The sequence below is a fragment of the Rhizobium sp. BK512 genome, from assembly GCF_014194915.1.
GTDB lineage: Bacteria > Pseudomonadota > Alphaproteobacteria > Rhizobiales > Rhizobiaceae > Rhizobium.
The window spans coordinates 592312-606892 of sequence record NZ_JACIAS010000003.1; the positions used below are offsets into that span (position 1 = coordinate 592312).

At 60.7% G+C, this 14581-nt stretch carries 14 protein-coding genes; 5 read left to right on the forward strand and 9 right to left on the reverse strand.

Annotated features, from left to right (window positions below; genetic code table 11):
* Positions 1-2 precede the first annotated feature (2 nt).
* Both FHX06_RS13580 and FHX06_RS13585 read right to left on the reverse strand, forming a co-directional pair.
* Positions 3-881 carry an FkbM family methyltransferase gene (locus FHX06_RS13580; protein ID WP_113210102.1) on the reverse strand — a complete coding sequence of 293 codons (879 nt, stop codon included), beginning with the start codon at positions 879-881 and terminating at the stop codon, positions 3-5.
* Positions 881-2596 carry an adenylate/guanylate cyclase domain-containing protein gene (locus FHX06_RS13585; protein ID WP_112546154.1) on the reverse strand — a complete coding sequence of 572 codons (1716 nt, stop codon included), beginning with the start codon at positions 2594-2596 and terminating at the stop codon, positions 881-883. The genes FHX06_RS13580 and FHX06_RS13585 overlap by 1 nt, the downstream gene beginning before the upstream one ends.
* 192 nt (positions 2597-2788) lie before the next feature.
* On the opposite strand from FHX06_RS13585, the gene FHX06_RS13590 reads away from it, so the two are divergent.
* Together FHX06_RS13590 and FHX06_RS13595 are read left to right on the forward strand one after the other, a co-directional pair.
* Positions 2789-3880, forward strand: a complete 1092-nt coding sequence (locus FHX06_RS13590; RefSeq protein ID WP_113210103.1) for a glycosyltransferase family 4 protein — start codon at positions 2789-2791, stop codon at positions 3878-3880.
* The gene (locus FHX06_RS13595) at positions 3870-4637 is read left to right on the forward strand and encodes a polysaccharide deacetylase family protein (protein ID WP_113210104.1); all 768 of its coding nucleotides are present in this window, start codon (positions 3870-3872) and stop codon (positions 4635-4637) included. Before FHX06_RS13590 ends, FHX06_RS13595 begins: the two co-directional genes overlap by 11 nt.
* Here FHX06_RS13595 and FHX06_RS13600 read toward each other — a convergent pair.
* A complete protein-coding gene (locus FHX06_RS13600; protein ID WP_183879630.1) occupies positions 4619-5449 on the reverse strand; it encodes an MBL fold metallo-hydrolase in 831 nt (276 codons plus the stop codon). The genes FHX06_RS13595 and FHX06_RS13600 overlap by 19 nt on opposite strands.
* Positions 5450-5955: 506 nt before the next feature.
* On the opposite strand from FHX06_RS13600, the gene FHX06_RS13605 reads away from it, so the two are divergent.
* From FHX06_RS13605 to FHX06_RS13615, 3 genes are read left to right on the forward strand one after another with little or no spacing between them, the layout of a single operon-like run.
* A complete protein-coding gene (locus FHX06_RS13605; protein ID WP_113210105.1) occupies positions 5956-7071 on the forward strand; it encodes an ABC transporter ATP-binding protein in 1116 nt (371 codons plus the stop codon).
* On the forward strand, positions 7064-8023 hold the full coding sequence (locus FHX06_RS13610) for an ABC transporter substrate-binding protein (protein ID WP_112546159.1): 960 nt from the start codon (positions 7064-7066) through the stop codon (positions 8021-8023). The genes FHX06_RS13605 and FHX06_RS13610 overlap by 8 nt, the downstream gene beginning before the upstream one ends.
* 11 nt (positions 8024-8034) lie before the next feature.
* Positions 8035-9714: an ABC transporter permease gene (locus FHX06_RS13615; protein ID WP_113208310.1), complete on the forward strand. Its 1680-nt coding sequence runs from the start codon at positions 8035-8037 to the stop codon at positions 9712-9714.
* Positions 9715-10005: 291 nt separating this feature from the next.
* Here FHX06_RS13615 and FHX06_RS13620 read toward each other — a convergent pair whose 3' ends face one another.
* The 6 genes from FHX06_RS13620 to pcaD all read right to left on the reverse strand — a co-directional run bounded on the left by FHX06_RS13620 (position 10006) and on the right by pcaD (position 14562).
* Positions 10006-10773, reverse strand: a complete 768-nt coding sequence (locus FHX06_RS13620; RefSeq protein WP_113210106.1) for an SDR family oxidoreductase — start codon at positions 10771-10773, stop codon at positions 10006-10008.
* A 62-nt stretch (positions 10774-10835) separates the two neighbouring features.
* A complete protein-coding gene (locus tag FHX06_RS13625) occupies positions 10836-11882 on the reverse strand; it encodes a 3-carboxy-cis,cis-muconate cycloisomerase (RefSeq protein WP_113210107.1) in 1047 nt (348 codons plus the stop codon).
* 108 nt (positions 11883-11990) lie between these two features.
* On the reverse strand, positions 11991-12602 hold the full coding sequence (pcaG, locus tag FHX06_RS13630; protein WP_113210108.1) for a protocatechuate 3,4-dioxygenase subunit alpha: 612 nt from the start codon (positions 12600-12602) through the stop codon (positions 11991-11993).
* Between the two features lies 1 nt (position 12603).
* Complete coding sequence (gene pcaH / locus FHX06_RS13635; RefSeq protein ID WP_113210109.1) at positions 12604-13353, reverse strand: protocatechuate 3,4-dioxygenase subunit beta; 750 nt, start codon at positions 13351-13353, stop codon at positions 12604-12606.
* Between the two features lie 10 nt (positions 13354-13363).
* Entirely contained in the window at positions 13364-13762 is a 399-nt protein-coding gene (gene pcaC / locus FHX06_RS13640) for a 4-carboxymuconolactone decarboxylase (protein WP_112969007.1), read from the reverse strand.
* Complete coding sequence (gene pcaD / locus FHX06_RS13645; RefSeq protein WP_183879632.1) at positions 13759-14562, reverse strand: 3-oxoadipate enol-lactonase; 804 nt, start codon at positions 14560-14562, stop codon at positions 13759-13761. Before pcaD ends, pcaC begins: the two co-directional genes overlap by 4 nt.
* Positions 14563-14581: the final 19 nt, after the last annotated feature.

The window sequence follows — 14581 nt, forward strand, 5'->3', positions numbered from 1 at the left end:
GTCTAAGGCAGGAACAGCACGTCATATTGATCGAATGCGCCCGGCAAATCACGGACTTTCATCTCTTTCTCGTGGTCCTCGAAGACCACGAGACAATTCTCGTAGAAGCCGGCGAGCATGCGAATGAAGGCTTTTGTGCCCTCAGGGCCGTAGAAGAGCGGCGTGAACTCCATATAGAGCGGCGCGCGGCGGGCAAGCAGCGGCAGCATCGAGCGACAGGCAACCGGCTCATACCCCTCGATATCCATCCAGACGAGACCGATGGACGCCTGATCGATGTCGAGGTCGTCGAGGATGCCGGTCACGGAGCGCACCGGGACGCTGATCTTCTGGTCGCTGGCGCTCTGGCGGATGGCGCTGCTCTTGCCATGATTGGCACTGTTTAGAAAGAAGTCGATCTCGCCTTTACCTTCGCCGGCGGCGCAGTTGACGAGGCGTACCACATCCGCGAGCCCATTCTGACGGATGTTCTGTTCCAAAAGGCGGAAATTGCGAGGGTCCGGCTCGACACTGACGATGCCGGCAAATGCCCGAGCGAGCGCAAAATAGATGGTCTGTGTGCCGATATTTCCGCCGATCTCGAGCAACATGCTGTCTTTTCTCAGCAAGCCGCGCTGGCGCAGGATCACGAGCAGCCGATCGACGGCCTCCCGTTCGAAATGGCCCTTCCGGAAGACCTTGCGGCCGATATAGTCGGCGGGCGAAAAGCTCATCAGGTGATCGCCGGCATCGACCGTCATGGAGATGACGCGCGTCCCGATATTTTCAATCAGCAGCCGGCGGCCAAAACGGGTGTTGAAGAAACGCGTGGCCAGCGCATTGCGCGCCTTGCGCAAACGACGCCTCCAATATTTGCCAGTTAGCCACGCTTGGCCGGACATTATTGCTTTTCCTTGAGCGGTTCGGCGGCCTTCTCTCTCGGAATGACATAGACTTTCAAGGGGAGCGCCCGTCCACGCACATTGATTTCGCAGCTTTCGACCGGTTCCAGATCAATGCCGGCGCCTTTTGCGACCGGCTCGGAGATCACGATCGCGGCATTGAGCTCCTTGGCGGCCGTCTCCAGGCGGCTTGCGACATTGACCGTATCGCCGACGGCCGTCAGGCTGCGCACCCGCCCATAGCCCATCGTGCCGACGACTGCCGGGCCGGCGTGGATGCCGATGACGATTTGCAGCGGCAAAGGCAGTTCGTCGGAAAGTTCGGCGGCGAGTTTTTCCACCTCGGCAGCAATCGCGGTTGCGGCCGCGACAGCCTGTCGGCAGCCTTCCTCTGGCGTGGTGTTGAGGCCGAAGAGTGCCATGGCGCCGTCGCCGATGAATTTGTCGAGCTGTCCGCCGGCCTGTTCCACCGCCTTGCCGACGATCCCGAAATAGCGGTTGAGCAGGAAGACGACGTCGAAGGGCAGGCGGGTCTCGGTCAGCGTCGTGAAATGACGCATGTCACAGAAGAGTACGGCGATGTCGCGCTCGCGGCCGGGGCTGGTTTCCTGGCTATTGGCGGGGAGGGCTGCTTCTGTCTGCGGCACGAGCAGTGGCGCGACGGTCAAGTCCTTGTCCGGGCGGAGCTGACAGGCGAGGCGTACATCGGCTGCCGCATTGATGCGCTTCAGCGTCGTTTGCTCCAGCTTGTCGGGTGGCGGCAGGGTCCAATAATCGCTGAGAATCTGGACCCGGCACGTGGAGCACTGACCCTTGCCACCACAAACCGAATAGTGTGGCAGGCCGCCGAGCCTGCTTGCCTCCAGGACTGTAAAGCCCCGTGGCACACGAACCGTCTCGCCGCCGGGATAGTGAACGGCGACCTGGGTCGCCCGCTCTTTCAACCTGCGGCGCGCCCGTGCCAGAATGACGAGGGCAAGCGCTGCGGAGAAACTGCCGAAGAGCCCGGCGCGGATCTTCGCGATTTCCTCACGCGCCTCGGGATCGTTGTAGTAGCGGGTATTGATTGTTTCTTCGTAGTGGTCGGATTCCGACTGGACGTAGGAGGGATCGGACAGCGTGCGGCCCATCTCGACGAAACCGAGCAGCGCCAGCACCGGCAGGAGAATGGCGATGGCCAGAAGCAGCGACGAGGAATTGACGTACCACGACCGGTAGCGCAGCCAGAAATGGATGCCGATACAGCCGTGGATCCATACGGCAAGCAGTGCGAAAGTCTGGCGTACACCGTCCTTCGGCGAGTTGATCCAGAGCGTGCGGACGATCGTCTCGTAATTGTCGCTATAGCTGTAGAGCGCATGAACGATGCGTGTGCCGATAACATGGTCGATGAGCAGAAGCGGAATCAGAAGGCCGAGAACGATTTGCGCCATCTCGTTCTTCGGCATGATGAGGCTGCGGCGCATATAGAGCCCACGTAGCACCAGCGTCAGATGGACCAGGACCGAGCCGTAGAAGAGCAGAGTGCCGAGCGGATTGCGCCAGATCGCCAGAAACAGTCGGCGCGCATCGTCGGCTGCGGTCAGCGAAACGAGCCCCAACGCATGGTTTGACATATGCAGGATGATGAAGACGAACATTACAAGGCCTGAACCGAGTCTGGCCTTCCTGATCGTACGTTCCGAAAAAATCCCTGTGGCCCAGACCGTGGTCATCAATTCCTGTTCTTGAAGCTCAAATCGCAAATGCACTAGAGAAGACGAAAAAGGGCGGAATTATCGTCTCGTCTAATCACGATCGCTTCGGTATGCCTGCCTGTATCGTTCAAGGATAGTGACAATAGCGGAAATTTTCGCTTACGGCGTGAGCGCCGATTGGAAACACACTGTCATACGCGGAGTGTCGCGATGAGGATCGCTTTCTACGCGCCGATGAAATCGCCTGATCATCCGGTGCCGTCAGGTGACCGCTTGATGGCGCAGCTGTTGATCCGGGCGCTGGAAATGGCCGGGCATTCAGTCGAGGTCGTGTCTCAATTCCGCATCCATGCCGGCACGCCGGAAGCGGCGGCCGAAGCGCTGCCGAGGGCCGGGGAGGAGCTCCAGCGGCTTCGGCACAAATGGCGGGACGAGCCGAAGCCGGAACTCTGGTTCTGCTATCATCCTTACTACAAGTCCCCCGATCTCTTCGGACCGGCGATCGCTGCGGAATTCACCATTCCCTATGTGACCGCCGAAGCCTCCTATTCGCGCAAGCGCGACGCGATGGGCTGGGCATTGTTTCAGAAGCCGGTCGGCGAGGCGATCCGTCAGGCGGCGGTGAATATCGCCTTTACCGAACGCGACCGGAAGGGATTGGAAGACGTCTTTCCCGAAGCGCGTATTGCCGGAGTAAAACCTTTCATCGACACAGTGCTCTTCGAAGCGGCAACGCCTGCTCCCGTTCCGCAACGCTTGGCGAGCGTGGCGATGATGCGGGCCGGTGACAAGATGGAGAGCTACACGATGCTCGCTGCGGCACTGCGCAAGATCGAGGATCGGCCCTGGACGCTCGGCATCATTGGCGACGGTCCGTTAAGAGCTGAGGTGGAGGCGCTGTTTGCGGGCTTTGCCCCCGGTCGTATCGACTGGCTCGGCCAGAGGGAGCCGGAAGAGATAGCCGACCTGCTTTCGAAGAGCGGCATCTATGTCTGGCCGGGCTGCGGTGAAGCCTATGGACTTGCCTATCTCGAAGCGCAGGCGGCGGGGCTTCCTGTCGTGGCGCAGGAAACTGCCGGCGTGCCTGCCGTCGTGGAGGCCGATGTGACCGGGCTATTGACGCCTGCCGGTGATGTGGAAGCCTACGCGCGCGCCGTTGCCGGACTGCTGGATGACCGGACGCGCCGTGACGCCATGGCATCTGCCGCCCGACGCTTTGTTGTCGAAGAGCGTTCGCTTGCCGGCGCATCACATGAACTGGATTTGATCCTCAACCATGCAGGAGCAGCACATGATCGATAGCACCATCCGCGAGCCGTTGTATCGGGAGCTGGAGCGCTGGCGCGACGTTGGCCGCGTCGCACGGCTCTGGCTGCGGGATGACGATGCGATCGAGCCGACGGCGGCGCTCGAGCGACTGCTCGGAGAGACGAGAAACTACGGCATCCCCCTCACGCTCGCTGTCATTCCGGCCTTTACCGGCGTGCCACTAGCTCAGAGGCTTGCGGATGAGACACATGTCAGCGTGGCAGTTCACGGCTGGGCCCATCACAATCATTCCGGACCTGACGACAAGAAGCAGGAACTCGGCGGATCACGGCTGGAAGAAACCATCCTCGGCGAGCTCTACGAAGGTTTCCTGAAGCTGAGGGATCTCTATCCCGCGCGCTTCCTGACAATGCTGGTTCCGCCTTGGAACCGGATAGACAAGGGTCTCATTCCCAAACTGCCGGCGCTTGGCTTCGAATCCCTTTCCACCTACGGACGCGCCAAGGGAGAAAGTCCGATCGCCATCGTCAACTCCCATGTCGATCTCATGGACTGGCACGGCACCCGCGGCGGGCGGCCGATCGCAGAGTTGATCGGCGAACTGGTCGCGGAGTTGCAGGATCGGTTCGAGGGCGGCAACGAGCCCATCGGCGTGCTTGCACATCATCTGGTGCATGACGCGGCGGCCTGGGATTTCCTCGGCGAACTTTTCGAGGCGACGGCAGGCCATCCCGCGGTGGAATGGGTCTCTGCCACCGCACTCGTGCGGGATCAGATATCGACGACCTGATTGTCGCGGGCAGCGAAGGCGCCGGCAAAGGCGGCCTGCGCCTTGCTTTCCATGACGGCAAGCTGCTCATCGGTGCGCGAAGGCGCATGATGGAATAGGGCGAAGCGCTTAGCGCCCGCCATCTTTGCAAGTTCAGTGCCGTGCTGCCACGTGGAGTGGCCGAAGCCCTTGAAGCGCTGCATCTCGTCTTCATTGTAGGTGCAGTCGTAGACCACGAGATCGGCGTCCTTCATCATCTCGAGCGCCACCGGATCGTAGGTGCCCGGAATGTGCTCGATGTCGTAGATCAGCGACACTATGCGTCCCTTCCAGTTGATGCGATAGCCGATCGCGCCGCCTGGATGATTCAGCATGTAGGTCTGCATTTCGACGCCTGCATGCGGCGTCAGCGTCTGGCCCGCATGGAAATCACGGAAGTTCATCGTCGCCTGGCAGATATCGGTCTTTACCGGAAACCAGGGCGGGCTGATGAACTGCTCGACCATCTCGCGCGTGCTCATCTTGCCGTCCAGATGGCCGGACCAGATGTTGACGTTGATCGAAGGGTAGTAGATCGCCTTGAAGAAGGGCAGGCCGATGATGTGATCGTAATGGCAGTGGCTGAAGAAGAGATCGACATCGCGGACTTCGTCAGCAATGAGCGAGAGGCCGGCCTCGCGCAGTCCAGAGCCCGCGTCGAACAGCATCCGGTGCTCGCCGCAGCGAATTTCAATGCAGGAGGTGTTGCCTCCATATCGGTCGAATTCCGGGCCTGACACGGGGATGCTTCCCCGAACGCCCCAAAATTTCACCTGAAACAGATCGTTACTCATTTTCCTTCAAACCAGCTTTCCCGCTTCGTCATCGTAATCACCATCGATCCCGATGCGAAGCTGCAGAATTCCACGGGTTTGCCTATATCCCCTCGCACTCTTCTAACGGCTAGCCGAAGAAGAAGTAGATTTTCCTAAGCAATCGGCTTTTGGCTCAGAATGCAAGCCGGTATGGTTCGTTTTCGGTAAACGTCCCGGCACATGCGAGGTTGCGACATCTCCCGCGGATCATGCATCTTAAATGGTTGCGTGCGACCGAAAATGCAAATTCGTTGCTTTTGGGCGTGCTGAAGCCGCGAAACGGCATGAAAAAACTGCGTTGAAGATGGCCGGTGGCAAAGCGCGGTTACGGGAGGGCTGCGTTCTAATCGTGGATCCCGCATGAATCGCCAACTCCTCTTGTTCAAAAGGTATTGTCACAAAACTGAAATATATCTGTCGCATAGCTGTCATCCGGGGTGCCTAAATGTCGCCATACTTTCTTTAAAGCGACATTTGGTCTTCCCATGAACGCCCCTTCAATTCGATCGTCCTGTGCCGTTGCCGCGGCGGGTCTGGAATTGAGTTACGGGCCGACGCAGATCCTCAAAGGCATTGATTTTAGCCTGGAAAAGGGCAAGACGCTGGCACTGCTCGGGCCTTCGGGCTGCGGCAAGACAACGCTCTTGCGGCTGGTCGCCGGGTTGCTTGTGCCGACCAGGGGTTCCGTTTCGATCGCCGGTACGACAGTTGCCGACGGCTCGACCGGTGCCTTCGTCCCGCCGGAGCGGCGCGGGCTTGGCATGGTCTTCCAGGATTATGCGCTCTGGCCGCATCTGACGGTCGGCGGCAATGTTTCTTTTCCGTTGGAAATGCGTGGCATCGGGAAAGCCGAGCGTCACGAGAGGACGATACGGTCACTCGAGCGCGTCGGGCTTGCTGCCTACGCAGACCGGCGACCAAGCGATCTTTCCGGCGGCCAGCAACAGCGCGTGGCAATTGCGCGCGCCATCGTGGCCGAACCGCAGCTCATCCTTTTCGACGAACCGCTTTCCAATCTTGATCGCGAACTGCGCGAAAACATGGTCGGTGAACTTGCCGAACTCATCTCCACGCTCGGCCTGACGGCAATCTATGTGACGCATGATCATAGCGAGGCACTGACGCTTGCCGATGAGGTCGCAGTCATGCGCTCCGGCCTGATCGAGCAGCTGGCGTCGCCCGATGATCTGATCGAGCGCCCGGCAACGCCCGAGGTCGCCGACTTCCTGCGGCTTGGCTGCCTTGCGGATATCGAGCGGCGCGGTACGGCCTGGTATTTCAAGGGTAGCGATATTGTGCTGACCGAGGCTGCGGGCATCGCCGGCAACAGCGCCCGCGTGTTGCTCCCGGTCGCCTCCATCTCGGCCGGCAAAGTCTCTGCTGATCGCCTTGCCGCCACTGTGCTGCGCTCGCAGTTTCGCGGCGACGGGCACTTGGCGAGCGTTTCGCTCTCCGGCCTGCCCGGCCTGGAATTACAAGTGCTTAGCCGCGTGAAGCTTCGTGCCGGCGAGGTAATCGGCCTTGAGATCGACGCCGCACAGATCCGCTGGTTTCAGCGGGAAATACACCAATCCATAGAGGAGAAATTGGAACATGTTTAAGTCATTGAAGAGCATCACTTTTGGCGTTGTCGCCGTAGCCCTGATGGCCGGCGTCGCCCATGCCGATGTCACCGTTTACACCGCTGGCCCTCAGAGCCTGATCGACAAGCTGTCGGCCGGCTTTACAAAGCAGACCGGCGTCAAGGTCAATGTTTTCCAGGCAACGACCGGCAAGGTCATGGCGCGTATCGAAGCTGAAGCCGCCAACCCGGTTGTCGACGTCGTCATCTCGGCTTCCTGGGATACGGCAAACGACTTCGCCAAGCGCGGCTGGCTTGTCAACTATGCAAGCCCGAACGCTGCCAAGGTGCCGGACTTCCTGAAGTCCGAAGGCGCTGTCGCACAGGGCATCTCGGCTCTCGGCATCGTCTGGAACACCAAAAGCGGCACGCCCAAGCCGTCCGAATGGGCTGACCTCGCAAAGCCGGAATACAAGGATCTCGTCAACATCCCGGACCCTGCGCAGTCCGGTTCGTCCTTCGAGCTGACTGCGGCCCTCGCCGGCCAGGACGACTGGAAGCTCTTCAAGGCTCTGCAGGCTAACGGCGCCATCATTGCCGGTGCAAATGCCGATGCCCTGAACCCGGTTCTGCAGGGCGCAAAGGCCGTCGTCTTCGGCGCCGTCGACTACATTGCTCTTGCCGCCCAGAAGAAGGGCGAGAATATCGAAGTCGTGTTCCCGAAGTCCGGTACGGTCATCGCACCGCGCCCGGCCATGATCATGAACTGGTCGAAGAACCAGGACGACGCCAAGAAGTTCATCGACTACATGCTCTCCGACGAAGGTCAGGCGCTTGTTGCCGGCGAAATGCTGATGCCGTCGCGCACCGACATTGCCGCCAGCCGTCCGCTGATCGGCGACCTGACGCTCCTGAAGTATGACACGGCTGCTGTCTACGGCAAGCGCAAGGAAACGCTGAAGGCCTTCGCTGATCTCTACGGCGCCAAGTAAGGTCTGAACGAATGAGGGGAAACGGCATCGGCGGCACGGCTCCGGCCGCCTGGCTTGCAACAGCGGGTCTGGTTCTCGTCGTCGCCGTTCCCTTCATTGCGGTGGTGCTGCAAGGGATCTTCCCCGAACTTGGACGGGGCTCGTTTGCGAGCCCGTTCTCCTCTCTCTATGCGACCCTCGCCGATAGTTCGCTGATCCGCATGGGCGGCAATACCATCCTGCTCGGCGTTTGCGTGGTGCTCGCCTCTGCATTGGTTGCCGTACCGCTCGGTGTTTTCCGCGCTCTTTACAGGATTCCATTCGCGCCTCTCTGGGACGTTCTCTTGCTCGTGCCCTTCATGATCCCGCCTTATATTGCGACACTCGGCTGGATCATGACCCTGCAGCCGCGCGGTTATCTGCAGCAGCTTGCCGGCTTCAATCTGGCGCCCTTCCTGTTTTCGATTTTCGGCATGACGCTGGTCATGGCCTTCAACACTTTCCCTGTCGTCTATTTTGCAGTGTCGCGCACGGTAGAAGCCGTCGGCGCACGTTACGCCGATGTCGGTCGTGTCTTTGGCGCCTCGCCGGCACGTGCCTTCTGGCGTATCACGCTGCCACTCTCGGCCCCAGGCCTGACCGCGAGCCTGATGCTGGTTTTCGCCGCCGCGATCGAGGAATATGGCACGCCGGCAGCGCTCGGCCGACGCGCCGGGTTTCAGGTACTGGTAACCGGCATCGACCTTCGCGTCACCGACTGGCCGATCGATCTGCCGGGCGCGGCCATCCTGTCGCTCGTGCTGGTCGCCATGTCGCTGATCACCTTCCTCCTGCAGCGCTGGATCCTCGCGCGCCGCTCGTATCAGACGGTCGGCGGCAAGCCGACGGCGAAGGACAAGCGCCCACTTGGCGCGCTGAAAGCGCCCGTGATGATCGCGTTCACGGTCGTCGCCTTCCTTGCAACCGGCGTGCCGATGCTGGCCATCGTCGCGACAGCGTTGGCACGGACCATCTCAGGCGGTCTCGCTTTCGACAATGTCAGCCTCGACAATTTCATGGCGGTCTTCGGCAATAGCGCCGGCGCCGTCACGGCACTGATCAACAGCTTCTCGCTCGGCATCGGTACGGCGCTGATAACGGGCCTGATCGGTGTGACGGCCGCCTATACCGTGGTGAAGACGAAGATTTCAGGCCGCTTGGCGATCGACGTGATGACCATCCTGCCGAATGCCCTGCCGGGTATCGTCGTTGCTGTCGGCCTCATCCTCGCCTGGAATATGCCGGGCCTGCCGTTTACCCCCTATAATACCGCTTTCATCCTGCTGCTTGCCTATTGCTGCATCCTGCTGCCACAGCCGGTTCGCTACACCACGGCCGCCTTCCAGCAGATCGGCGACAATCTGGAGGCAGCAGCCCGCGTCTGCGGTGCCAGCGGCGTCACAGCCTTCCGCCGCATTCTGCTGCCGCTCGTCTTTCCGAGCCTTGCTTCCTCGATGCTGCTTGTATTTGCGCTTGCCTCACGTGAGCTGGTTGCTTCCGTCGTCGTGGCACCGGTTGGCATGCAGACGATCGCGACCTTCATCTGGCGCCAGTTCGAGCAGGGCTCCATCGGCCTCGGCATGGCGATGGCTTTCATCGCCATCTGCATCACGACATTGCTGCCGTTGATTCTGATGGGGCTGATGCGGCGTGGTAATATGGTCGCGGATTGAGGCGTCCTCTAAATTTAAATGTTCTTGTTTCCCGCCAAAATTGCTGGGATAGTTTCCTCAGGCAATCTTTGGAGTAAACATGTCTCCAGTCACGGAGATCCTTATAGGCCTCTCGGCCGTTTCCATCCTGATCGTCGCATTTGCCGTATTCTTGTCCTGGAACCCTCCCTGGTGGGCTCGCCTTCGTTTTCGAGGGCCTTTTGTTCGTGGCCAAGCCGAAGGCGGCATCGGGGTAAGCTTTGATCTCGATGATGGAGGCGATGGTGGTGGCGACGGAGGTGGCGACTAACTTCAGAGCGATGCCGTAATCCCGCCATCCACCATCAGCATATGCCCGTTGATGAAGGACGACGCGTCCGACGCCAGGAAGACGGCCGCACCTACCAACTCTTCCACGTTGCCCCACCGGCCAGCCGGCGTACGGGTCTCGAGCCAGGCGGAAAATTTCGGATCGTCGACAAGCGCCTGGTTGAGCGGCGTCTTGAAATAGCCTGGCGCGATGGCGTTGACCTGCAGGCCATGCTTTGCCCAGTCCGTCGCCATGCCGCGGGTCAGGTTGCGAACGGCGCCCTTGGTTGCGGTATAGGGTGCGATATTCGGGCGGGCGAGTTCCGCCTGCACCGAGGCTATGTTGATGATTTTGCCGCGGCCGCGGCTGATCATCGCCTGTGCCACTGGCTGGCTGACATAGAAGATGCTGGAAACATTGGTGCGGAACAGTTCGTCCCACTTTTCGACCGGAAACTCCTCCAGCGGCGTGCGAAACTGCATGCCGGCATTGTTGATCAGGATATCAATCGGACCGATCTCCGCCTCGATGTAGGCAATGGCGGTTCTGCTGGCCTCGGCATCCGTCACATCGAAAACAGCACTGACGGCGTGGCGTTTCCTTTCGCGGATCGTCTCGGCAGCCGCCTCCGCCTTCTGGGCGTTTCGGCCATTGATGATGACGGAGGCGCCATGCTCGGCAAGGCCGAGCGCCAGTGCATAGCCGATGCCCTGGCTGGAGCCTGTCACCAGCGCACGACGGCCGGAAAGATCGAAGAGCGGAAAGGTCACGGGATTACTCCTGAAATCAACACCCCTGCATAGCCGGTTTTGCAGCACTGACGCAAAGGCGATCAGCTTGTCCCTAGACGTTTGATGTTACCAACGAGTTCCGTTGCAAGCCGCAGTGACGCGGCAGTCGCCATGACCATCTGTGGGAGGACCAGCCATTCAAGTGTCCAGGCCGCGCCGGAGCGTTCCTGCTCATGAACGAGCGCATGGTGGATGGCGGAAAGCTGCGTCGCATTAAGGCGGGCAAGTGCCACCAGCGTTTCGGCGGCGACCGGATTCTGTTTGTGCGCCATTGCCGAGGAGGCGCCGCCGCCCGCAAGCTCGATTTCGCCGCCGCCTTCGGCAAGCAGCGCGATGTCCTGACCGAGTTTCCCGAGGCTGCCTGAAATCAGCGAATAGAGATTGGCGAGATCGGCGATGCGGGCACGCTGGCTCTGCCATTGCGGTTCGTCTGATAGCCCCAGTTCCTGCGCCAACGAACTGCGCACGGTAGCGGCTTCGGCGCCGAGTTTTTCGAGAGTACCGGCAGCACCGCCGAACTGGACCGGGAAGACCTGCTCCGTCAGCCGGTCGCGGTAGGTCTCCAGCGGGACCCGCCAGGCGGCGATACGGTCGGCGGCGGTGATGGGGATGGCGGCCTGCATGCGCGTATGGCCCATCAGGCGATTGGTGCCGAATTGTCGTTCGAGTGCTGCCATTCTACTGACGATGGCATGCAGACGCCCACCAAAGAGGAAGGTCACGGATTTCAGCCGCAGCATCAGGCTGGTATCGATGACATCTTGGCTGGTGGCGCCGAAATGCACATGCTCGGCGGCCTCGCCACCGACTGCTTTCCTGAGTTGCCGGACGAGATCGGGAATGACGACGCCGTCCTTCGCTGTCGCCGTCTTCAGGCTGGCAATATCAGGCGTTAAAACGGCACAGGCCTCGCGGATCCTTCGGGCCGCCTCGGCCGGGATGATGCCATGCACCGCTTCAGCGCGCGCAAGTGCCGCCTCGAAGGACAGCATTGCCCTGACATCGGCATCGGCTGAGAAATAGGTTGCAATTTCAGCGTCGCCGAGCAGGCCGGACAGGAAGGGATGGTCGAAGGGGGAGGTGGTCATGGAGCGTCCCGTTTCATTGCAATCCTCTTCCGCCAGCCTGTGCCGTCTCCCCTGGAGAGGAAAGGGTGAGGGGACGCTACTTGCACTGAGCCTTGCTCGCAAGCCGGCTCAGATATCCAGGAATACCGTCTCCTTCGGTCCCTGCAGATAGATATCGAAGCTGAGCTTGGCATTGTCGCGGGTGGCGATCAGCGTTGCTACGCGCTCGCGGTGCTCGATCCGGGACAGGATCGGATCGCCGGCATTGGCTTCCTGTTCCTCCGGAAAATACATGCGTGTATGCAGGCCAATATTGATCCCGCGAGCGACGATCCAGAAGGTGATGTGCGGCGCCATCTTGCGGCCGTCCTTGAAGGGAACCTTGCCGGGCTTGATGGTCTCGAAACTGTAGACGCCGTCTTCTGCGCGGGTAGGGCAGCGGCCCCAGCCGGTGAAATTTGGGTCGGCCGTGCCGCGGAGTTCCGACGGGCTGTTATAGAGGCCGGCGCTGTCTGCCTGCCAGATCTCAACGACGGCATCACGAACGAGGGCGCCGGCGCCGTCAAAGATACGGCCGCTGACGGTGATGCGATCGCCGAGCGTCTTGTCATTGACCATCTGCGTGCCGAGGTCGGTATCATAGACGCCGGTGATGTCGCAGAAATTCGGCGTCAGGCCGATATGCACATAGGGGCCGGCGGTCTGGGACGGGGTTTCCTTGAGATAGCCGAGTTCCTGCATGTCAGTTCCCCTCCAGCTTGTTTTCGAACATGGTCGAGCGACGGCCGCGCAGCACGATATCGAACTTGTAGGCGCGGCTGTCCATCGGGATCGTGTTACCCCAGTCGAGCGGGGCAATGAGCTGCTCGATAGCCGCCTTGTCGGGGATGGTGCCGACGATCGGACATTTCCAGATCATCGGGTCACCCTCGAAATACATCTGGGTAATCAGGCGCTGCGAGAAGCCGTGGCCGAAGATCGAGAAATGGATATGGGCCGGGCGCCAGTCGTTGACACCGTTCGGCCAGGGATAGGCACCGGGTCGTACGGTGCGGAAGAAATAGCGGCCTTCCTCGTCGGTGACAAAGCGGCCGCAGCCCCCGAAATTCGGGTCGATGGCGGCGAGATAGGTTTCCTTCTTGTGGCGGTAGCGACCGCCGGCATTGGCCTGCCAGAATTCCACGAGAACGCCGGCTTGCGGCCGGCCGCGTTCATCAAGCACCCGGCCATGGACGATGATACGTTCACCGATGGCGCTTTCGCCGGCCCGCGCGAAATTGTGGATCAGATCGTTATCCATCTCGCCGATCATCGAATGACCGAAGACGGGACCGGTGATCTCAGAAATCGTGCCATCAAGCGATAGCAGCGCGCGCTGCGGTGAGCGCAGAACGGATGTCTTGTAGCCCGGCGTATAGGCCGGTGAATGCCAGGCGCGGTCACGAGCGAAGAAAGCTCCGGTTTCTGGCTTGCGGTTCGGTAAGTCCGACATTCTCTCTCCCTCAGGCCACCTTGCCGGCGTCCATCTGCTCGAAAACCTGTTTGGCGATCTTGATCGCGTGATTGGCGGCCGGCACGCCGGCATAGATTGCCACATGCAGCAGCGCCTCGCGAATATCCTCCCGGGAGGCGCCGGTATTGACGGTAGCGCGCACATGCATCGCCACTTCGTCGTCCTGGCCGAGTGCGGCAAGCAGCGCGATCGTGATCATCGAGCGCTCACGCTTCGTCAGTTCAGGCCGCGACCAGACGTGACCCCAGGCCGCTTCGGTGATTAGTTCCTGGAACGGCCTGTCGAATTCGGTCGAGGCAGCCTGGGCGCGATCGACATGGGCATCGCCGAGAACGGAACGGCGGGTCGCCATGCCCTGTTGATAGCGTTCGGACGCGGTGTCACTCATGGGCTTTTTTCTCCAATCGATGACAGGAAGGCGCGGATGATCGCCGTCAGCGCTTCCGGCTGCTCGACCGGTGGAATATGAGCGCAGTCCTTGATGACTTCGTAGCGTGCGTCGGGGATCAGCCTGGCGGTAGACAGCACCAGATCCGGCGGCGTCGAGCCATCCTGATCGCCGACGACACAGATGGTCGGCACCTTGATCCTGGTTGCCGCCTCGGTGAAATCGGCGTCGCGGATCGCGGCGCATGTGGCGTTATAACCTTCCACCGGCTGGCGGATCAGCATGTTGCAATAGCCGGCATAGGCGATGTTTTCCGGCCGGCGGAAAGCCGGCGTGAACCAGCGCTCCATGACCATGTCGACGATGCTCGCAATGCCGTTCTGCTCGACGGCGGCGATGCGGTTGTTCCAGCTTTCGGTCGTGCCGATCTTGTGGGCGGTGTCGCAGAGGATGAGCGCCTTCACCAGGTCCGGACGACGCTGATAGAGCGACTGGGCAATCAGGCCACCAACCGAAAGGCCGCAGATAACGGCATCCTTGACCGACAGAAGATCGAGCAGGCCGGCAAGATCGGTCGCATGGTCCTCCATGGAATAGGGCACCTGGCCGACATCGGAAAGACCGTGGCCGCGCATGTCATAGAGGATGATGGCAAAGTCGCCGGCAAGACGCACGATCACATCGCGCCAGATCCGGAAGTCCGTGCCGAGCGAATTGGCAAACACGATGACCGGCCTGTCAGCCGGCGCACCGATGAGCTGGTAGTGGATCGTTACGTCGTTGATACTGGCGAATTGCACTTTAAATCTCCTCCCCACC

What these genes read in the sequence shown, in the direction of transcription:
- FHX06_RS13615 (WP_113208310.1), top strand. Translation starts at nt 8,035, where the DNA reads ATGAGGGGAAACGGCATCGGCGGCACGGCTCCGGCCGCCTGGCTTGCA.
- pcaC (WP_112969007.1), bottom strand. Translation starts at nt 13,762, where the DNA reads ATGAGTGACACCGCGTCCGAACGCTATCAACAGGGCATGGCGACCCGC.
- FHX06_RS13610 (WP_112546159.1), top strand. Translation starts at nt 7,064, where the DNA reads ATGTTTAAGTCATTGAAGAGCATCACTTTTGGCGTTGTCGCCGTAGCC.
- pcaG (WP_113210108.1), bottom strand. Translation starts at nt 12,602, where the DNA reads ATGCAGGAACTCGGCTATCTCAAGGAAACCCCGTCCCAGACCGCCGGC.
- FHX06_RS13605 (WP_113210105.1), top strand. Translation starts at nt 5,956, where the DNA reads ATGAACGCCCCTTCAATTCGATCGTCCTGTGCCGTTGCCGCGGCGGGT.
- pcaH (WP_113210109.1), bottom strand. Translation starts at nt 13,353, where the DNA reads ATGTCGGACTTACCGAACCGCAAGCCAGAAACCGGAGCTTTCTTCGCT.
- FHX06_RS13590 (WP_113210103.1), top strand. Translation starts at nt 2,789, where the DNA reads ATGAGGATCGCTTTCTACGCGCCGATGAAATCGCCTGATCATCCGGTG.
- FHX06_RS13580 (WP_113210102.1), bottom strand. Translation starts at nt 881, where the DNA reads ATGTCCGGCCAAGCGTGGCTAACTGGCAAATATTGGAGGCGTCGTTTG.
- FHX06_RS13595 (WP_113210104.1), top strand. Translation starts at nt 3,870, where the DNA reads ATGATCGATAGCACCATCCGCGAGCCGTTGTATCGGGAGCTGGAGCGC.
- FHX06_RS13585 (WP_112546154.1), bottom strand. Translation starts at nt 2,596, where the DNA reads ATGACCACGGTCTGGGCCACAGGGATTTTTTCGGAACGTACGATCAGG.
- FHX06_RS13625 (WP_113210107.1), bottom strand. Translation starts at nt 11,882, where the DNA reads ATGACCACCTCCCCCTTCGACCATCCCTTCCTGTCCGGCCTGCTCGGC.
- FHX06_RS13600 (WP_183879630.1), bottom strand. Translation starts at nt 5,449, where the DNA reads ATGAGTAACGATCTGTTTCAGGTGAAATTTTGGGGCGTTCGGGGAAGC.